The organism is Shewanella zhuhaiensis (genome assembly GCF_022484835.1).
GTDB classification, from domain to species: Bacteria; Pseudomonadota; Gammaproteobacteria; order Enterobacterales; family Shewanellaceae; genus Shewanella; species Shewanella khirikhana.
The window spans coordinates 292,913-312,427 of sequence record NZ_JAKUDL010000004.1; the positions used below are offsets into that span (position 1 = coordinate 292,913).

A 19,515-nucleotide genomic window follows, 5' to 3' on the forward strand; every position below is an offset into this window, starting at 1 on the left:
TATGGCGAGCTTCAGCCGAAGCTCAGGCGTCTGCTTCGCCCAGCAGCGGGCGAATTTTGGCCTGAAACACCTCGGGCGTAACGAAACAGAGTTCGTTATTGCTCATGTCCACGGCCGCCTGAATGGTGTAGCCCTTGGTAAGCCGCTCGCCACTTTCGGCATCCCGCACCTGATAATTGATCCGTAAGCGGTTTTCCCACTCCACCAGATCGGCGCTGACGCGAATTTTCTGACCAAAAGTGCTGCTGCGAACATACTTTATCTGCACATCCACTATTGGCCAGGCAAAGCCGGATTCCTGCATCTGGCGGTAGTTGTAGTCGAGTTTGTCCAGAAGTTCACAGCGGACAATTTCGAAGTAACGCAAGTAGTTACCGTGCCAGGTGATCTGCATCGGATCCACATCGTGGAAGGGAATGATGATTTCCGTCTCGGCGTGAAGCAGAGATTTCATCGGCACACCTCCCACTCAGCGGCCTGAATGCGTGCCAGCGTCTGGCGCAGTGTGGCTTCGAGTGGTCTGTCTTCGGTCACCAGCGGGCAAGCCTCGCTGACCTGGGCCAGGGTCTTGGCCACGGACGCCGTGAGTGACGACTCACACAGCTCACCCTGGCGGATGCGCAGGCGCATGCCCTGGACCATGGCGAGCAATGCCGCCGCGGCCACCTGTTCGGTCAGCTCCAGCACCCGCAAACAGTCGCGGGCGGCAATGGTGCCCATGCTGACTTTGTCCTGGTTGTGGCACTCGGTGGAGCGGGAGAACACGCTGGCGGGCATGGTGAGCTTGAGCGCTTCGGCGGTCCAGGCTGATACGCCAATCTGCACCGCCTTGAAGCCGTGGTTGATGGGGCGGCGGGTACCTTCGGCGCCTGAGAGATTCGCTGGCAAGCCATTGTTAAACTTGGGATCCATTACCAGCGCCATCTGGCGGTCAATCAGATCGCTGATATTGGCCACCAGGTTCTTGAGGCTGTCCATGGCAAAGGCGATATGGCCGCCGTAGAAGTGGCCGCCGTGGAGAATGTGCTCACCTTCGCCGTCGACAATCGGGTTGTCGTTGGCGCTGTTGAGTTCGTTCTCAATAAACTGGCGCAGCATTGGCTGGGCGTCGGCCAACACGCCTATGATGTGGGGCGCGCAGCGGATGGAGTATCTGTCCTGCAGCCGGTCGGAGTTGCGTGGATGCTCGTGGTGATTGAGGTCGTCGCGGATCCAGGTGGCTACCTGGCTCTGGCCCGGATGGGGCTTGGCAGCAAACAGAATATCGTCGAAATGGTTGGAGTTGCCCTTGAGGGTCAAGGATGCCATGGCGGTAATGCGTGACGACAGCCGGGTCAGGTAGTCGGCTCTATCAAAGGCAAGGCACGCCAGCGCCGTCATCACCGCGGTGCCGTTCATCAGCGCCAGGCCCTCTTTCGGACGCAGCTTCAATGGGGTGATATTGAGCTTCTGGAACACCTCACTGCTGGGCACACGTTCGCCGCGATAAAATACGTCGCGCTCGCCAATCAGCACCCCGGCCAGATAAGACAGCGGAGTCAAATCGCCGCTGGCACCCACCGAGCCTTCTTCCGGGATAACCGGGCAGATGTCTTCATTTATCAGGGTTTCGATGCGCTCTAAAAGCTCAAAGCTGACGCCGGACTTGCCGATGGCAAGTGAATTCAGGCGGCAGGCCATCACGGCGCGGGACTGCATTGGCGTCAGCTCGCGGCCCATGCCGCAGCCGTGGAAGCGCGACAGGTGCAGCGGCAGTTCGTGCACCAGGTCCAGCCCTACAGTCACAGTACAGGAGTCGCCATAACCCGTGGTTACGCCGTAGACCACGCCTTCTTCGGCCAGCAGACTGTCGATAAAGCGGGCGCCGCGCTGGATGTATTCCACGTATTCCTGATCGCGTCTCAGTTCAACCCTGGCGCCTTTGGCGATGGCAACGACCTGCTCTATGGTCAGGGTGCCGTAGCCAAACTTAACAGTCTCTTTCATTTCAGTTGATTGGTTAGTCATTTTACCGTTCCTGTGGCGTCTGCCCGGGCCAAAGCCTCATTGGCCGCGGCGCCAAAAATCGAAAAAGTTGAACCACTGCAGTGGCTCTTTGCGGGCGTAGTGCTCAAGCCTTTCGGCGTAGCGCACCACCGCGTTTTGAATACGTTCACTTCTGCCGGCTCTGGGGCCCTTGAGGGTGTCGGCAAAGGGCTCCACATGCACCCGGTAGCGGCCCTGCTCCCGCAGGCAAAACATCAGAAATACCGGGCAGTCCAGCAGGCTTGCCAGAATAAAGGGCCCTTGTGGGAAAGGCGCCGTTTCGCCAAGGAAGGGCGCTTCGACAACCCGGCCTGCATTGCCACTGGCGGTGCGATCCCCGGCTATTACCACCAGTTCACCTGCGGCAATTTTGTCTGCCAGCATGATGGAAGTCGATGGGTCCAGCTCATTGATATGAATGAGGTTTAGGTCGCTGTCCGGGTTCAGTTGCTTCAGCACCTTGTTAAAGTTTTCGGCGTTGGCGGTCATCACCATCACGTTCACTTTGACTTTGCGCTGGTGGATGGAGATGGCACGGCAAAGCTCAAGGTTGCCAAGGTGCGATACCAAGAGTACGCCGCCCTGGCCGCGCTCCAGCATGTCTGCCAGCAGTGCCCGCTCGGGGAAATCGACTTCGCTCAGCTTAATTCGGTCGCACCAGGCATCGATACGGTCAAGGGCGGCATTGCCAAAGGCGAGAAAGTGCCTGAGGCTGTGGCGCCAACTGACCTTTGGCTGCAGCTGGGGATGATTTGGCTCCAGCGCCTGTACCCGCTCCAGAAACTCAATCGAGGCCTTGCGGGCAGCGCCGCCGGTCATAAAGAAATAGGCAATCACAGGGTACATGATGGCGCGGCACAGCCAGTGGCCGCCGAAGCGGTAACTTTCGGCCAGCAGCTTAATGCCCCAATAGCTGCCCCGCTCGCTGATGGACGACCAATGGGTTTGTTTTCTGCCCCGACCAAGCAGTTGTGGCAGGCGTTTAAGCATGCCGAAAAAGAGTTTGGTGTGCAGGGTGCTGATACGCACGTTGTCGGCAAAGCCCTGAAAATGACTGACGCCGTCCTCGGGGTAAATCACGGCTGTGGGCACATGCACCACATCGACACCGCGCCAGTAAAGCTTCACCAGCACTTCGATATCAAAATCCATGCGCTCGCCGAGCTGCTCGCTTAAAAACAGCGCTTCGGTAGCGGCCAGCGGATAGACCCGAAAGCCGCACATGCTGTCCTGAATATCGAAGCTCAGGGTCTCGACCCACACCCAGAAATGGGTGATATAGCGGCCATAGAGGCGGCCCTTGGGCACAGAGTCATCGTACTGGGGCCGACCCGAAATCACCGCCTCGGGGTGCTCGCTGGCGGCGCTTAACAGTGTTGGAATGTCATCGAGGGTGTGCTGACCATCGGCGTCCACCTGCAGCGCATGGCTGAAACCCGCTTTGTAGGCGGCGCGCAGGCCGGTCATCACAGCCGCGCCCTTGCCCCGGTTAAAGGGGTGGTGCAGCAGGGTCACCCAGGGGTATTTTGCATCGAGGGCCATCAGCAGATGGCAGGTGGCCTCGTTGCTGCCATCGTTGACCAGAAACACCGGCAGCCCCAAAGGCTCCAGTGTTTCCAGAGTGCGCTCGATGGCATGGGTATGGTTGTAATTGGGGATGACAATGGCGACGCGCATCACGAGTCCCCGTGGGCGGCAATCACTATCCGGCCCGAGCCGAAGCGGCGTTCGCCATCGCTGTAGGCGAAGGTGAGTTTGCCCTTGGCGGCGTTGTTGCTTATCAGCAAATCCACCTCGGTGCCGGGCAGCATCAGCTGCTGAAACTTAAGCACTTCGAGGGTTGCCACGCTGGCATCATAGCCAAAATGCTCGCAGCCAAAACGCACTGCCCAGTCGAGCTGGGTGACGCCCGGCAGCACGCTTTGCCCCGGGAAGTGGCCCTCAAAAAACGGCAGGTCAGCATCGATAGCGAGCCTTAGTTTCAGCTCAGTGTCTGTCTCTTCGCGCGCCAAAACCTGTGGCAGCAATGACTTAATCATGGATGAACAGCTCAATCAAAGTTTGGTGAACGCGCTTGCCTTGTTGATTCAGTGGCAGCTCGTCGGGGTAACGCCAGCGCCTTGGCAGGGTGACCCGCTCAAATTCGGTTAACAGATGCGCCTTCAGCTGGTTGTTGAGGGCAAGTTTGCCCTCTTCGGCCAGCAGTGCCTTGCCTTTATCCGACAACTCCACCACAGCGCCAAGTTGGGTGCGTGGCTCGGTCAGCAGCACCAGCGCGGCGCGGCTCACCAGCGGATGGCTCTCCAGCAGGGCTTCCATCTGCACCAGCGACAGGCGCTTTTCTTCAATTTTGACAATCCGGTCCAGCCGGCCTTGCAGTACAAAACGGCCATTGTCATCGATGGCGATTTTATCTTCACAGCGAAGGGTCTCGGCGGGATTGTCGAGATAAGGCGAGCGCAGCAGCAGGGCGCCATCGTCGGCGCTGGCTATCTCAATGCCGGGAAAGGCCTGCCATGCCTCGGCCGCAGAGGCTTGTCTGCGCCAGCCGATGCCGCCGGTCTCTGTGCTGCCGAACACCTCGATAGGCAAGCTGCCATAGACCTTCTGGATGCCGTGGGTAGCCTCTTCGCTTAACGGCCCGCCCGAGGAGAATACCAGACTGGGGGAATAGAGCTGGGGTTCGTTCTCCAGCGCATCCGGCAGACGGCTTAACTGTGCAGGACTACTGATAAGGCACAGGTTTGGCAGCAGCGCCGTGTAGTAACTCAGGGTCTCGGGGTATTCCACCAGTTCGCTTAAAAACGGCCGTCCGGCCGCCAGTGGCCAGAGAATTTTAAACAGCAGGCCATAGATGTGCTGGTGGGAGACGGTGGCGATAACGCTGCAATGGGGCAGGGCGGCGGCAAAGGTGGCCTCGAGGGTGCTGACTTCGGCGTCGAGCTGCTTGAGGGTCTTTTTTACCGCCTTGGGCTCGCCGCTGGAGCCTGAGGTGTAAAGTGTCAGGCTGCCGCTGGGTTTGGCGTCAGGCCAGGCAGCCGGTGTTTGGGCGGTTTCTTTTTTCAGGGCAACCCAGGCATGGCCTTCACACAGGGGCACATCCGAGAGCACGGCATCGAAATTCTGAGTGAGCTGACTTAAGGTGCCGCTTTGGGTGTTGGGTGGCAGCACCAGCTCTTTGCCCGCCAGCAAACCGGCGCAAAGACCAATGGCGAACAAGTCAGAGCTTTCGCTTGAGAGCAGCCAGCGCTGTTCACTCTTATGGCTTAATGTTTGCCACAGATGATGCACCTGGGTGGTAAACAGCGCCCCGGTAAGAATATCGTGGTGATTAAAGCTTATCAGCTGCGCCGCCGCCGGGCCGCGGGTCAGGGCGTTGTAGAGCAGAGACGTCATCGCGATGCTATCCACATGTCAGGCACCTCTCTTCAACACGAAGGTGCGGTACAACCACTCCCCGCCAGCCAGTATGCCCATCAGAATGTAGGCAATCAGGCCGTTGTACAGGGTCCAGATTTCCAGGCTGGTAAAGTGGGCGGTATAAAAGGCCATGCCGCCGTTTACCACAAAAAGCAGGCACCAAAGCGCCGTGACTTTGCGAAGATAAGGTATGGCTTTATCGGGCAGGTCTGGCTCGCCGAGGCGTGCCAGCCGCTCTACCATGCTGGGGCCGCGCAGCAGTGACTGGCCGAACACCCCGAGCATGGTCAGGTTAATGACTATCGGGTAGTAAAGCAGCCAGTCCTGTCGTTTGGCCAGCAAGCTGCCGGCGGTAAGCAGTACCCCGGCCAGCAGCGGCAGTGCCATGGCTTTGAGCTGCTGACGCTTTAACACCAGCCGCAGCAATAGCAGCAGACAAAGCATACCTGCCAGCACGCCCGGCGGCAGGTAATTCAGCCCCAGCCACACCGCCAGCGGGTAGACGAGCAGCAAAGCCGCCGTCAATACCTCTATAACCCGCATCAGCCCTGAACCAGAGCCTCGATGGCGTTAACCACATCTTCTACGGTGCGCACCGACTTGAATTCTTCGGGCTTAATCTTTTTGCCGGTGAGCTGTTGCAGCTTGATCACCAGATCCACCGCATCGATGCTGTCCAGATCCAGGTCCTGATACAGGTTGGCTTCCAGGCTGATGGCATCGGCGTCGATTTCAAAATCGTCCACCAGAATGGTGGTCAGCTTTTCAAGAATTTGCTCGCGATTGTCCATAGCCTTACTCCTGACCACGCTGAGATTCGATAAAGCTGGCAAGGGTTGCCACGCTGTAGAAGTGAGCCTTGGTCGCGTCGGAGTTGGCTTCAATCTTCACATCGAATTGCTTTTTAATGGCCAGACCCAGCTCGAGCGCGTCGATGGAGTCCAGTCCCAGACCGTCGCCGAACAGAGGCGCGTCGGTTTCTATGTCAGCAATGGTCACGTCTTCCAGGTCGAGGCAGTCGATGATCAGCTGTTTGATTTGGTCGTGTAATGTCATAATTCTATTTCAAGTCTTTGTTTATAATAGTTTTCCATATCCCTGGTCAGTATTCGCGCCATCCTGGCATCTCCTCCTTCCTCGGCCTTATAGTCCATGGCGGAGATGGGCGTTCCTACCTCTACCGTCATGCCAATGGTGCGCCGGGGAATTTCCCACCAGGGGTCCTGTTTGGTCAGGCCAGGGGGCTTGGTGTGCAGCAACACAGGAAGTATGTCACTGCCGGTACGCAGGGCGATATTGGCCGCGCCGCGCGCAAAAGGGTTTATCTGCTCGCCAAGCACGGTGCGGGTGCCTTCGGGGAAGATAATCAGATTGGTGCCGCGGCCGAGTACGTCGCGGCAGTCATCCAGCAGCAGCTCGGCGCCGCGGTTGGGAATATAACCCGCCGCCGACACCACGCCGCGCATAAAAGGGTTGCGCCACAGCCCCTGCTTTACGATGCAGCCTGCGTTGGGCATCAGGCTTATCAGCACCACCACATCAATCAGGGTGGGGTGGTTGGCAATCACCAACATGGCTTCGGCATTGGCGAGCCGCTCCACCTCTTTGGTTTCCAGTTTTATCACACCCGCCGCCGACAACATGTGCACAAAACCGCGAAACATCAGGTGCACGGCTTTTTGTACCCGCTTGATGCGAACCTCGGGTTTGCCGGGCCAGTATTTCAGCAGCGGTAAGATGGTCAGCGAGCTTAACAGGCCGCCGAGGCCAAAACAGATGTAGCACAGCATGCCACCCAGCCAGCGCGGCACATAGGCAAGCCCGGTCAGTCGGTGCTGACAGGGCGAGCGGCGCGCAAGCTTCTGGGTGTGCTCAGTCATGACTCAGGCTCCAGTCGAAACCGGAAAGGTGACCCTGACAGTTTTCGCCTTTGGCAAGGCTTGCCAGCAGTTGGCCGTAGCTCATGGGTTCTAGCTCGGCTCCTTTGGACAAGGTCAGTTGCGGCTTGCCGCAAGACGCTGGCGCCAGCACCATACCCAGCGCCAGCGGCAATTCAAATTCTTCGGTGTAGTCGTTATAGACCGGCGGCACAGGATCATCGCCAAATACCAGCAGCACTGGGCTTGGATCTTCAATGAGCTGGGCATAGGCTTCGACCATCGCCTGCGACAGGCTCTCGGTGCCGGCAGCGACTGAAGTCGAAGCGGCGCGGTTTTCGCTGAGTATGCCAAACAGGCCGCTGGCGGTATTGTGCACTGACTGGCTGAAGCCCATGGGAGATAAGGGCTCACGGATGATGACGCTGTGGAGCAGGTCTATGGTGCGATTGAGCTCGCCGTGGCGTGAGGCAAATACGCTGCGGCATTGGGAGGCGGGTTCGCACTGGAAGGCCACATCGAGCATCATGCGGCTTAAACGGCTGAAGCGACGACGCTGCATCGCCGGCACCTGAGGCAGCGCTGGCGTCACAGTACTGTTGGGTTCAGAGAGTGTTTTTTGCCAATCGGCCCAGCTTTCCCTGTCTTGATAAGCCGGGGACCATCCGCCCCACGCCATCACGCTGAAAGTTAATTGCACTGCATTGCCTCTGACGCTGTAGCCAGACGTCGTAAGTTATCCATCACTTTAGCCGCATCGGGCAGGTATTGTTGTGGCTTGTTCTGTGGCGGCGGTTTGCCTTTCCGTCCGTCATTTTTTGGACTGATTATTCTATATCAAAACACCTTGATAACAGAAGCCCCCGGAGACCGCATGGCATCCGGGGGCAAACTGTTAAAACCGGTGGCGTTATTGCAACAATGGCCGCAGTTTTTTCAGTGCGGCTTTTACTTTGCGGCTGTTTGTCGGGCCCATGCGGATCATCAGTTTTTGTGCCGGCGGCAGGGCTTCGAGCTTGGGATCGGCAAACTTGTAGTTAACGCTGAAGGTGACCAACTCGATGGGGGCTTCGATGATGGGTGCCGCCAACATCTGATCGATGGCTTTGATACTGCGCTCTTTGAAGCTCATATCGCCATAACCCAGCTCATCGAACGCCTGTTCCAGCATAGGGCTCATTTGGGCGTAGGTTTCCAGCAGCTTTTGTTCATCCATGTTGGCGATGAAGTTGGCGTACAGGTTGTAGCGCTTGTAACTGTCGGGGTTCAGATAGGTCTTGGCGGTGATTTCGCTGACGCTGAATTTATCTTCCGGGCCCTTAACAGGGCTTTGTTTGCGGGCCAGCTGGCCTTCGGCCAGGTTATCCATAAAGACCACAAACTGGCGCACCAAATCCTGCTGTGCCAGCAGTGGCTCTATAGGCAGGCCCTTGCCAAGGTCGATGGCTTTTTTGGCGGCAAAGGCGTCGCTGTCGGCCAGCTCGGGGATTGGGTCGACGAAGACATCTGGCTCCGACTCGGGTTGCACCGCCGTGGTAGCAGGTTCGGGCAGAGCTTCCGGCTCGGGGACTATCTCCTGAGGCTCGGCAGGCTGAGCGGGCAAAGTGACGGGCTCCGGCGCTTCCACGGGCACTTCCACCACAGGAGCGGGTTCAGGCGCGCGGGTGAAATACATCCACAAGCCGGCGGCAATGGCGATCAGGGCCAGGATCAGCAGGGCCGACAGACGGTTGCTGCGCTGGGAGGTTTCTTCCTGCGGGGTGATTCTGTCTTCGGGATTGACTTGCATCTTGGCTCCTTGTGCTGCTGCCCGTAAAACATCCATTGTCCCAGTTCGCCGGTCGATGTCCATAGCCGAAGGCTGAACAAAAACAATATTTAATGCAGACGACTAAGCCTGTACGTATTGTTCGCGGCCGCCAAGCCAGCGCTCGATAATGGCGTCCACATTGTCGGGGGCCTGGCTCATCAGATGACGCGCCAGTTTCTGGATGTGGGGAATAAGTGCCTGATCCCGCACCAAATCGGCCACCTTCATTTGCGCAAGTCCCGTCTGGCGGGTACCCAGCACTTCGCCGGGACCACGAAGCTCCAGATCTTTTTGGGCAATAACAAAGCCGTCGTTACTTTCCCGCAGCACCCCGAGACGCGCCTGGGCGGTAAAGCTGAGCGGTGCCTTGTACAGCAGCACGCAGTGGCTGGCCACCGCGCCGCGGCCAACCCGGCCCCGCAGCTGATGCAGCTGGGCAAGCCCCAGCCGCTCGGGGTTTTCGATTATCATCAAACTGGCGTTGGGTACATCCACGCCCACTTCGATAACCGTGGTGGCAACCAGTAAATCGAGCTTGCCTGCCTTGAAGTCGGCCATAATTGCCTGCTTTTCGGCGCCCTTCATCCGGCCGTGTACCAGCCCAATGCCAAGTTCTGGCAGGGCCTCCTTCAGACCCTCAGCGGTGTCTTCGGCGGCCTGACATTCGAGCACTTCCGACTCTTCAATCAGGGTGCACACCCAATAGGCCTGACGCTTGTCCTGCAAGGCGGCCTGTCGTACCCGCTCAATCACATCCAGCCGGCGGGTGTCGGGAATGGCAACCGTGGTGATGGGAGTTCGCCCCGGCGGCAGCTCATCAATAATCGAGGTGTCGAGATCTGCATAAGCGGTCATCGCCAATGTGCGGGGGATGGGGGTGGCGGTCATTATCAGCTGATGGGGGAAAAAGTCCTGCTGAATGCCTTTTTCACGCAGTCCCAGGCGCTGGTGTACGCCAAAACGGTGCTGCTCGTCGATGATGGTCAGAGCGAGGCGCGAAAAGCTCACCTGCTCCTGAAAAATGGCGTGAGTGCCCACTATCATCTGCGCAGCGCCGGAGGCGATATCTTCCAGCGTTTGAGTGCGAGCCTTGCCTTTAAGCTTGCCGGCCAGCCAGCCGACTTTCAGCCCCAGCGGCTCAAACCAGCGGGCAAAGTTGGCGGCGTGCTGCTCGGCCAGGAGTTCTGTGGGGGCCATCAGGGCGACCTGACAGCCATTTTCGATGGCCGCCAGCGCCGACAGCGCCGCGACCAGGGTTTTGCCCGAGCCCACGTCACCCTGCACCAGGCGCATCATGGGGGTGGCTTTGGCCATATCGGTATGGATCTCAGCAACTACCCGTGACTGGGCATTGGTTGGGGCAAATGGCAGGCTCTCAAGAAAGCGGGGGATAAGCTGACCCGTGGCGGCGAGCGGCTCGGCGGCGTCCTGATTGCTGCGCTCGCGGATTTTCAGCATGCTTAAGTTGTGGGCCAGCAGCTCTTCCTGCACCAGCCGTTGCTGCGCCGGGTGCTGGCCTTGCTCCAACTGCCACAGTTCGGCATCCGCCGGAGGCCGGTGCAGGGTGCGCACGGCATCGGCCAGGCTCAAACGGTTGGGCTGCAACGACTCAGGCAACAGCTCCGGCAGACCGCCTTCTTCCAATTGCTCCAGCGCCTGCTCGGTGAGCCTTATCCAACTGGCTTGCTTCAGGCCTTCGGTGGTGGGGTAGATGGGCGTCAGGGTGTCGGCCAGGCTCGGTGCCTCGCCAGGCGCGGTAAGCTTATATTCTGGATGGATAATTTCCAGCTGATGCTTACCGGTGCGGATTTCCCCAAAGGCGCGGATCATCATCCCCGGCTGCAAGCCATTTTTTTGCGCCATGGAAAAGTTGAAAAAACGTAAGGTCAGGCCGCCGCTGGCATCGCGCACGTTGCAGGTGAGCATGCGCTTACGGCCATTGACGATTTGGCTGGAAATGACTTCGGCTTCGACGGTAGCTGTAGTGCCCGGGATAAGATCATTGATGGCATAGATGCGGGTTCTGTCTTCGTAACGCAGCGGCAGATGAAACAATAAATCCTGGACGGTATTAACCCCCAGTTTACTGAGTTTTTCTGCCACCCGGGCGGCCACGCCCTTGAGTTCGGTTACGGGAACAAGATCCAGTCTTTGCAATGCCTTGGCACCGGATTACTGTGAATTTATACATATACTAACAGAGAATCTTTTCGGAGCAACTTAGAGCCAGCCCTTCTGAGCAGCGATGCGGGCCGCATCGACCCGGTTGGCCGCGCCGAGCTTGTTGATGGCTTCTGACAGGTAGTTGCGCGCCGTGCCTTCGGCAATAAACAGGCTGGCTGCTATTTCGGCGGTGCTTTTGCCTTCCTGGGCCAGCCTTAATGCCCGCCGTTCCTTGTCGGTGAGCGGGTCCTTGTCCCCCAGTGCCATCATGGCCAGCTCAGGGTCTATCACCTTGCGACCAGCCATCACCTTGTCGATGGCATCGAGCAGCTCTTCGATGGGGGCATCTTTGAGCAAAAAGCCGCTGACACCCGCCTCCAGCGCCCGGCGGATATACCCGGCGCGGCCAAAGGTGGTGATGATGATGACCTTTAGTCCGGGTCGATTCGCCTGTACCCACTCCGCCAGTTCGATACCCGTGTGGCCGGGCATTTCGATGTCGGTCAGCAGCAGTGCCGGGCTGGTTTCTTTCAGCAGTTTCAGAGCCTGCTGGCCATCGCAGGCCTCGGTAACCTCGGCGTCGCCTTCGAGTTTAAGCAGTGCTGCCAGGGCGCTTCGCACCATGGTTTGGTCTTCGGCGAGCAGGATGTTCATCAGTTGTCTCCCTGATTGCTCAGTAACGCCTTGGCGGGCAGGAAAATTGTGGCACAGAAGCCATGCTGGTTGTCGAGTTGCAGCTTGCCCTCTACGGCGGCGAGCCGCTCGCGAATTCCCTTAATGCCATTGCCTTCGGTGATCTTGCTGGCCTTGCCATCGTCTTTGACTTGCAGTGTCAGGCCTTGGTCGCTGAGGCTGCTGCTAAGCCAGCAGTGCTGCGCCTGGCTGTGGCGCAAAATGTTGCTGATAAGTTCAGTCAGTATCAGGCCCAGCTCACGCTCCAGCGGCACCGGCAGCGCTGGCAGCTCGCCCTCAATACTGACCCCAAGGCCCTTTTCCCTAAGCCGCTGGCCCAGCTCATTAAGAATATCGGCAATGTCTTTGCGCTTGTATTGACCAACGGCGGCACGGATTTGCGCCAGGCTGTCGCGGGCAATCAGAGTCAGATCGTCAAGCTCCTTTTTGCAGCTGTTGGTGTCACCTTTGCCAAGCAGCCGCGATGCCAGGTCGGCTTTCAGTGCAATGGACGCCAGATGGTGGCCCATGATGTCGTGCAAATCCCGGGCAATGCGCTCGCGCTCCAGTGCGCTGGCAAGGCGGCGAATTTCGGTATCGCTTTGTGCCATGGCACGTTTGGCCGCTTGCCGCTTGGCTTCGGCGACCCCAAACAGGCTGATACCAACAGTGAGTGCGCTGCCAAACAGGGCAAAGTTATAGCCGGGAAATTTAAGCAGCAGGTTGAGACCAAACATCAGGCTGCACAGGCTGGCAAGCCAGATAAAGTAGCCCGGGCCGCGGTAAAAGAACCCGATAAAGAAGCCCGCGAAGGTAAACAGCGAAATGGAGCCGCTGTTAAAAGGGGTGGCGACTACACCGCAAAGGGCCATCAGGGCGATGGGTTTCCAGGCGTTGACTGCGCTGGCGCGATAGGCGCCGAAATAGCCATAAAGGAAGGGGATAAGCAGTGCCAGGCTGACGCCCACATCCAAACCGGATGCCTTGGACAGCACCAGTGGCAGAAAGTAAAACACCAGATTGGCCAGATAGTACTTGGCCAGTCGGGTTTCGAGTGCGTTGGGATCTTTCATGTCCGCTCCTTGGGCAAGGCCGTCATGATGACGGCTTTACCTGAGCTTGTAAATTGGTGGCAAGCGCCAGCTTATTGCGGCGCGTTGCCGACGCTTTCGAGCAGGTAGTTGGCCCAGCCGTAGTTGGCGTCAACAGTCAGTGCCTGCTGCCAGTCGGCCGTTGCTGCGGAGAGGTCGCCTTGCTGCTGATGCACCAGGCCTCGCCAGGTATAGGCTTCTGCTTCGCCCCAGCAGATATCGCTGCAAGGGGCTTTGAACCCATCAATGGCAAAGGCGATGGCCTCAAGCGCCTTTTGCTCGCCGCCGCCAAAAGCAACCGGAGTGTAGAAGGCATTGATGCCCGTAATCAGTGCGACTCTGGGGTTATTGGGCGCCAATACGGCGGCCTGCTGCATCAGCGTCGCAATTTTGGCGCCGAGGCTGGCTCCCAGTTCTGGATTGGCGCCGATTTGTACCCCGTAAACAGCTGCGAGTAAGGCCTTGGCTTCGGCATCTGCGGCAAATTCGCTCGATTCCAGTATTGAGGCTGCCTCAGCGGCTGCTGAGATTTGCCGCGCTTTTTGACCCATCACCCCGGCGGCCACTGCCTGACGATAGGCGCCATAGGCTTTGGTGTAACCCTGGCTCTGCTGGGTGAGTTCGCCAAGGGCCTTGAGGTCCATTTGATTCATGGCCATATCGATATCGTCGATGCTGGCTGCGTTGATGATGGGTGACAGGGTCAGCCCCAGTGCGATGATAAGTGTTTTCATAACCCGTTCCTTGTTGATTGATAACCTGCCGTTCAGGTGAGGCCAGTATCGTTTTTCAAGGCGGGCTTGTTCAGGCACAAAGGTCACCAATGGCCGATGACAAATGTCATCAATGCAAGGCTCGCAGCAACAAAAAAGGGCCCGCAGGCCCTTTTTTACAACGCGTAATGCTTACTGGAACAGATCGTCTGCCGTGGTTTCCGGGGCCGTGGTGTTGTCTTCGGCGATAGCGGAGTTGGCGTAATCTGTAGGCACTGTGCCGGCGGCGAAGTACTCGAAGCCACTGGTGTAGTCGGTGCGACGACTCAGCTTGCCCGAACTGTAATCGATACGGGCCGAGACTATGCCGGCAGGCGGCTGAGAAGGCTTCTCCGGAATGTCACCAATTGCCATCAGCATAAACTGGTTCCAGGCGGGACCCGCGGTTTTGGCGCCGGCCTCGGCACCGGAGATCTGGTCTTTGGCGCCGTTGGCATTCCAGGCGGTGCGGCCAAGTTCGCGGCCGTGATCGTCAAAGCCAACCCAGACGGTGGTAACCAAGTCAGGGTTGAAACCACTGAACCAGGTATCACGCGACTCGTTGGTTGTACCTGTTTTACCAGCGATATCATGGCGTTTGAGCAGGCGAGCCGCGCGCCAGGCGGTACCGTTCCAGCCGGTGCCCTTGCTGAAATCACCGCCGCCCCAAATCACACTCTTGAGCGCTTCGGTAATCAGGAAGGCGTTTTGCTCCGACAGCACTCGGGGCGCGTAACGCACGCCTTCGCCGCCGCACAGATTCACGTCGGTGGCTTTTGCCAGCATTTCCGGCGCCTCGCCGGTAATGGCGGCAGTGGCCAGGGCTTCAACTACCGAGTCTGGCTGTTGGCTGAGCACCTGATCTTCTGGCGTTTCTTCCGGCATTGGTGCATCGCAGGCCAATGTTGGCTTAGTCTTCTCCACGACCTGACCAAGGGCGGTCTCGACCCGGTCGATAAAGAAGGGCTCAACCAGATAGCCGCCGTTGGCGAACACCGAGAAGGCATTGACCACCTGCAGCGGCGTAACCGAAGGCGAACCCAGAGCCAGCGACTCGTTGCGGGGCAGGTCGTTGGGGTCGAAGCCAAAGCGGGTCAGCAACTCGACAGTATTGTCGATGCCGGCATAACGCAGTGCCCGTACGGCCATGACGTTAATCGACTGGGCCAGACCCACGCGCATCCGGGTTGGGCCTGTGTATACGTCGGGTGAGTTCTTGGGTCGCCAGGCAGTACCCTGACTCATGTCGGGCTTGTTGATCGGGGCGTTGTTAATCAGTGTGGCCAGGGTAAAGCCTTTCTCCAGCGTAGCGGCGTAGATAAAGGGCTTGATGTTGGAACCAAGCTGGCGTTTGGCCTGGGTCACCCGGTTGAACTGGCTCTGACTGAAGCTGTAACCGCCCACCAGTGCGCGGATGGCGCCGTTATGTGGGTCGAGGGATACGATGGCGCTGGAGACTTCCGGCACCTGTGACAGCTGCCAGTGTTCACCATTGTTACGGATCCAGATACGTTCGCCGGCTGTCAGTACCTCGGTGGCTGCTTTGGGGGCACTGCCCTGACGGGTGTCAGTAATAAACTTGCGCGCCCATTGGATGCCCTGCCATGGCAGTGTCACGGTTTCGCCGTTGCCGCGCAGCACAGTCGCTTGCTGCTCCTGGACGTTTATCACGGCCGCAGGCTCAAGATCCTGTACGTTGGCGATTTTCTTCAGTCGCTCACTGATGCTGGTGGTGTCTGGCACCTCGCTGCTCCACAGCACTTCGGCGGCACCGCGGTATCCATGGCGTTCATCGTAGGCGTAGATATTGTCGCGCAGTGCCTTTTGGGCTTTGAGTTGCAGGTCAGAACTGACGGTGGTGTAGACGTTATAGCCGCCGGTATAGGCTTCCTCTTCGCCATACTTTTGGATCATATAGTCCCGCGCCATTTCAGACACATAAGGCACGTACAGGTCGATTTCGGCACCATGATAAGAGGCGGTATTGGGCTGCTCGATGGCGCTGGCGTATTCGCTGTCATTAATGAAACCGACTTCCCGCATCCGCATCAACACTACATTACGACGCGCGAGCGCGCGGTCGGGCGAGGTGATGGGGTTAAGGGTGGAAGGGGCTTTGGGCAGGCCGGCGATAACCGCCATTTCTGCCAATGACAGGTCGTGCAAATCCTTGCCGTAATACACCTGCGCCGCTGCGCCAACACCGTAAGCACGCTGGCCGAGGTAGATGCGATTTACGTACAGTTCAAGAATTTCATCTTTTGTGAGCAGATCCTCAATGTGAAAAGAAATAAAGATTTCCTTCACCTTGCGGATAATAGTTTTATCCCGCGTCAAAAAAAAGTTTCGGGCGACCTGTTGGGTAATGGTACTGGCACCCTGTTTTTTCTCGCCGGAGGCCATCCAAACCACGAAGGCTCGTACGATACCGACGGGGTCAATGCCCTGATGTTCGTAAAAGCGCGCGTCTTCTGTGGCCAAAAAGGCCTGCAGCAGCGGCTTGGGAACATCTTCAAGTTTGACGGGAATACGGCGCTTTTCGCCATATTGTGAAATAAGTTTGCCGTCCTGGCTGTATATCTTCAGCGGTGTCTGCAGCTGGACCGTTTTAAGGGTCGCGACATCGGGCAGGTCGGGCAAAACATAAAAATATGCCGCAACAATAGCGCCTACGCCCAGCAAGGCTAGACTAAAGAGGGCAATGAGAATACGTTTTAGCCACTTCACCAGAATATTCCAAAATAGTTCGAGGAAGCCACAGTATATAAGGGCAAAAGGCTAGGGTGAAGTAAAAAGCAGCGTCAAAAAATTGCCAATTGTAAAAGGCTTAAACATTCTATACAAATAAGTATAACGAGTTGATTTTGTGCTACTCTATCTCTGCAACCTAAAACAAAAGTGACAATGGACTATGCTTTCAAATCTATGGAAGCGTCAGGCTCCGCAGATGGTGGGGATCGACATTGGCTCCCATGAAGTCAAGGCGATTCTGCTGAGCAAGACGGCTGATGGTTTTAAAATATTAAGTCATGCCGCTGTTCCCGTTAAAAAGGGAGCCGTCAATGATCACGATATTCGTGATCCCGCAGCAGTGGTGGACAGCCTGCGCCAGGTAAGGCGTGCGTTGCCCAAAGGCTGTAAATTTGCCGCAGTGGCAGTGTCTGGTTCAGCGGTGATGACCAAGGTCATCTACATGGATGCCTCGCTGAATGAAACGGAGATGGAAGCCCAAATTGAAATCGAAGCCGATAACCTCATTCCTTATTCTCTGGATGAGGTAAGTATCGACTTTGAAACATTGAGTGTTAACAGCATCGACCCAACCAAGGTGGATGTGTTGCTCAGTGCTTGCCGAACTGAAAATATTGATGCCCGGGTGGATTCGCTGGATGAAGTGGATCTGGAAGCAAAGGTTGTCGATATCGAAGGCTATGCGCTGGGTCGCTCTGTTGAACTCATCTACAGCCAGTTGCCTGAGGGCAGTGATAAAAAAGTCATTGCCATGGTGGACATAGGTGCCAACATGACCACTTTCGCCGTGGTAGAAGGTGGTGAGACTGCCTTTATCCGTGAGCAGGCATTTGGTGGAGAGCAGTTTACTCAGTCCATTCTGTCGTTCTATGGCATGTCTTATGAGCAAGCCGAGAAAGCCAAAATAGAAGGCGATTTGCCTCGCAACTATATGTTTGAGGTGCTTTCGCCCTTCCAAACTCAGCTGTTGCAGCAGATTAAGCGCACGCTGCAAATATATTGCACCTCCAGTGGTAAAGATAAGGTGGATTATATCGTGCTCTGTGGTGGTACTTCCCGTCTGGAAGGCATGGCTAACCTGCTGACCAATGAACTGGGTGTTCATACCATTATTGCCGATCCCTTCCAGGGCAGTCTGCATGCCGATGAATCAGTTAAAACCACGTTGCAACCCAGTATCAGCAAATACATGGTTGCCTGTGGCCTGGCATTAAGGAGCTATGGTCAATGGCGAACATAAACCTGTTGCCCTGGCGTGAAGAGGCCAGAGAAAAGCAAAAACGTGATTATATTGGCTCTTTGGCACTGGTGTTTCTGGTTTCAGCGCTGCTGGTATTCGCCTGTTTGCAGGTGATCAGCATGATGACCGATGAGCAACGTGCCCGAAATGCCTATCTGACATCAGAAATTCAGCTGCTGGAAAAGCAAATCGCTGAAATCAAAAAGATCACTGAGCGCAAGAAAGACATCGAGCGTCGCACAGAAATCATTCTCAACCTGCAACAGGCGCGAAACCTGCCGACACACGTATTGGATGAGCTGGTGCGGGTTGTACCGCCGGGTATTTACCTGTCAAGCGTTGAGAAAAAGGGCAGCATTGTCTGGGTTGAAGGACGCAGTGAGTCCAACAACAACGTGGCCAATATGATGCGTAAGATGAAGACATCAGCCTGGTTGGACGACCCTGTGATGCAGAGCATCGTGTCTCAGAATGAAGAGATGCGTAAGCTGCAGCGGTTCAGTCTCAAAGTCACCGTGGTTGATAAAGCGGCCAGAGAACAGGAAAAGGCAGCCGCCAGTAAGAAAGGAGCGGCCAAATGAAACTGGATCTGAGTGAATTCAACGATATCGATTTTGAGAATATTGGTGGCTGGCCAGCTCAGGTAAAGGTGGTGTTTGCACTGCTGCTGGCAGTGTGCGTGGGAGTTGCGAGCTATTTCCTGTTTATCTCCGATGCCATCGATGTTCTGAAAGCCGAACAGGTCAAAGAAGAGCAGCTGCGCCAGGACTTCCAGGCTAAATATCAGTTAGCGGCCAACCTTAAATTGTACCGTGAACAGCTGAAGGAAATGGAAGCGCAGTTTGCCGAACTGCTTAAGATGCTGCCGTCAGAAAATGAAATGGATGGTCTACTGGATGACCTGACTTTCGTGGCCACCGATGCTGGTTTGCATATTGAAAGTCTGGATTGGGAAGGTGCGGTACAGCGCGACTTCTATATTGAATTTCCAATTAAAATGGTCGTCAGCGGTGATTATCACCAGCTTGGCAACATGGTTGGTGGCGTTGCCAAACTGCCCCGTATCGTGAGTTTGCATGACTTTGTTATCAAACATCAGGATGGTGACGTGTTGTCGATGGACATTCTGGCAAAGACATATCGCTTCAAAGAAGGTGCGCAACTTCCACCTGAGCAGAATGGAGGCAAGAAATGATGAAATACTTGCCTGTTGCCGCTATCTTGCTGTTTTTGACCGGGTGCGTTGGCGATCGTAGCGATTTGGAACTATTTGTTACTACAACAAAGGCTCAACACGTTGCCAAGATTCCACCGCTGAAAAAACCACCGGTTTTCGAACATTTTGCCTATCAGGCCGAGTTGCTTCGCAGTCCCTTTGTTCCACCGTCACGTGAGTTGAGTGAAGAGTCGGTGGATGTCACCAAAGACTGTACTCAACCGGATCTCAAACGTCGGAAGGGCAGACTCGAAACCTATGCTCTTGATAACCTGAAAATGCGTGGAACCCTGACGCAGAATAAAAGTATCTGGGCTTTGGTTCAGACCAACGATGGCAATGTGTTCCGCTTGGGCGTGGGTGATTATCTTGGGCTGTATCATGGCCGTATCACTAAAGTCACCCCACAAAATGTCGAAGTAATAGAATTAATTCCGGACGGTTCCGGTTGCTGGGCTGAGCGCTCAAGCACCCTCGAACTGGCTGGAGAATAACCTG

The 19,515-nt window shown here is 56.6% G+C and carries 20 protein-coding genes; 4 read left to right on the forward strand and 16 right to left on the reverse strand.

The annotated features are described in order from the left end of the window. Positions 1-22 precede the first annotated feature (22 nt). The 16 genes from MJ923_RS13310 to MJ923_RS13385 form a co-directional block, all read right to left on the reverse strand. A complete protein-coding gene (locus MJ923_RS13310) occupies positions 23-454 on the reverse strand; it encodes an acyl-CoA thioesterase (RefSeq protein ID WP_220065949.1) in 432 nt (143 codons plus the stop codon). Continuing rightward, positions 451-2,007, reverse strand: coding sequence for an HAL/PAL/TAL family ammonia-lyase (locus MJ923_RS13315; RefSeq protein WP_240591518.1), 1,557 nt, complete (start codon positions 2,005-2,007; stop codon positions 451-453). Before MJ923_RS13315 ends, MJ923_RS13310 begins: the two co-directional genes overlap by 4 nt. 36 nt (positions 2,008-2,043) lie before the next feature. After that, a complete protein-coding gene (locus MJ923_RS13320) occupies positions 2,044-3,702 on the reverse strand; it encodes a glycosyltransferase family 2 protein (RefSeq protein ID WP_240591519.1) in 1,659 nt (552 codons plus the stop codon). Continuing rightward, a complete protein-coding gene (locus MJ923_RS13325; protein WP_240591520.1) occupies positions 3,702-4,064 on the reverse strand; it encodes an ApeI family dehydratase in 363 nt (120 codons plus the stop codon). The genes MJ923_RS13320 and MJ923_RS13325 overlap by 1 nt, the downstream gene beginning before the upstream one ends. Further along, positions 4,057-5,421, reverse strand: a complete 1,365-nt coding sequence (locus MJ923_RS13330) for an AMP-binding protein (RefSeq protein ID WP_240591521.1) — start codon at positions 5,419-5,421, stop codon at positions 4,057-4,059. Before MJ923_RS13330 ends, MJ923_RS13325 begins: the two co-directional genes overlap by 8 nt. A gap of 18 nt (positions 5,422-5,439) precedes the next feature. Beyond that, a complete protein-coding gene (locus MJ923_RS13335) occupies positions 5,440-5,988 on the reverse strand; it encodes a COG4648 family protein (RefSeq protein WP_240591522.1) in 549 nt (182 codons plus the stop codon). Then, a complete protein-coding gene (locus tag MJ923_RS13340; RefSeq protein ID WP_126168558.1) occupies positions 5,988-6,236 on the reverse strand; it encodes an acyl carrier protein in 249 nt (82 codons plus the stop codon). The genes MJ923_RS13335 and MJ923_RS13340 overlap by 1 nt, the downstream gene beginning before the upstream one ends. 4 nt (positions 6,237-6,240) lie before the next feature. Further along, positions 6,241-6,501, reverse strand: a complete 261-nt coding sequence (locus tag MJ923_RS13345) for a phosphopantetheine-binding protein (protein ID WP_011761486.1) — start codon at positions 6,499-6,501, stop codon at positions 6,241-6,243. Continuing rightward, positions 6,498-7,325, reverse strand: a complete 828-nt coding sequence (locus MJ923_RS13350; RefSeq protein WP_126168557.1) for a lysophospholipid acyltransferase family protein — start codon at positions 7,323-7,325, stop codon at positions 6,498-6,500. The genes MJ923_RS13345 and MJ923_RS13350 overlap by 4 nt, the downstream gene beginning before the upstream one ends. Continuing rightward, positions 7,318-8,022 carry a beta-ketoacyl synthase chain length factor gene (locus MJ923_RS13355; RefSeq protein ID WP_240591523.1) on the reverse strand — a complete coding sequence of 235 codons (705 nt, stop codon included), beginning with the start codon at positions 8,020-8,022 and terminating at the stop codon, positions 7,318-7,320. The genes MJ923_RS13350 and MJ923_RS13355 overlap by 8 nt, the downstream gene beginning before the upstream one ends. Positions 8,023-8,232: 210 nt before the next feature. Further along, on the reverse strand, positions 8,233-9,111 hold the full coding sequence (locus MJ923_RS13360) for a DUF3014 domain-containing protein (protein ID WP_240591524.1): 879 nt from the start codon (positions 9,109-9,111) through the stop codon (positions 8,233-8,235). Positions 9,112-9,213: 102 nt separating this feature from the next. Next, a complete protein-coding gene (recG, locus tag MJ923_RS13365) occupies positions 9,214-11,289 on the reverse strand; it encodes an ATP-dependent DNA helicase RecG (RefSeq protein WP_240591525.1) in 2,076 nt (691 codons plus the stop codon). 63 nt (positions 11,290-11,352) lie between these two features. Next, complete coding sequence (locus MJ923_RS13370; RefSeq protein ID WP_126168554.1) at positions 11,353-11,949, reverse strand: response regulator transcription factor; 597 nt, start codon at positions 11,947-11,949, stop codon at positions 11,353-11,355. Next, the gene (locus tag MJ923_RS13375) at positions 11,949-13,040 is read right to left on the reverse strand and encodes a sensor histidine kinase (RefSeq protein ID WP_240591526.1); all 1,092 of its coding nucleotides are present in this window, start codon (positions 13,038-13,040) and stop codon (positions 11,949-11,951) included. Before MJ923_RS13375 ends, MJ923_RS13370 begins: the two co-directional genes overlap by 1 nt. Before the next feature lie 71 nt (positions 13,041-13,111). After that, positions 13,112-13,792, reverse strand: a complete 681-nt coding sequence (locus MJ923_RS13380) for a tetratricopeptide repeat protein (protein ID WP_240591527.1) — start codon at positions 13,790-13,792, stop codon at positions 13,112-13,114. Positions 13,793-13,963: 171 nt separating this feature from the next. Further along, a complete protein-coding gene (locus tag MJ923_RS13385) occupies positions 13,964-16,537 on the reverse strand; it encodes a penicillin-binding protein 1A (RefSeq protein ID WP_240591528.1) in 2,574 nt (857 codons plus the stop codon). 184 nt (positions 16,538-16,721) lie between these two features. Here MJ923_RS13385 and MJ923_RS13390 point away from each other — a divergent pair, with 184 nt between their 5' ends. Genes MJ923_RS13390 through MJ923_RS13405 form a run of 4 tightly spaced genes read left to right on the forward strand, consistent with a single transcriptional unit; the run spans position 16,722 to position 19,511 of the window. After that, on the forward strand, positions 16,722-17,801 hold the full coding sequence (locus MJ923_RS13390) for a pilus assembly protein PilM (protein ID WP_126168550.1): 1,080 nt from the start codon (positions 16,722-16,724) through the stop codon (positions 17,799-17,801). Continuing rightward, entirely contained in the window at positions 17,789-18,382 is a 594-nt protein-coding gene (locus MJ923_RS13395) for a PilN domain-containing protein (RefSeq protein ID WP_240591529.1), read from the forward strand. Before MJ923_RS13390 ends, MJ923_RS13395 begins: the two co-directional genes overlap by 13 nt. After that, entirely contained in the window at positions 18,379-18,996 is a 618-nt protein-coding gene (locus tag MJ923_RS13400; RefSeq protein ID WP_240591530.1) for a type IV pilus inner membrane component PilO, read from the forward strand. Before MJ923_RS13395 ends, MJ923_RS13400 begins: the two co-directional genes overlap by 4 nt. Then, positions 18,996-19,511, forward strand: a complete 516-nt coding sequence (locus tag MJ923_RS13405; RefSeq protein ID WP_240591632.1) for a pilus assembly protein PilP — start codon at positions 18,996-18,998, stop codon at positions 19,509-19,511. Before MJ923_RS13400 ends, MJ923_RS13405 begins: the two co-directional genes overlap by 1 nt. The last annotated feature ends 4 nt before the right edge of the window (positions 19,512-19,515 follow it).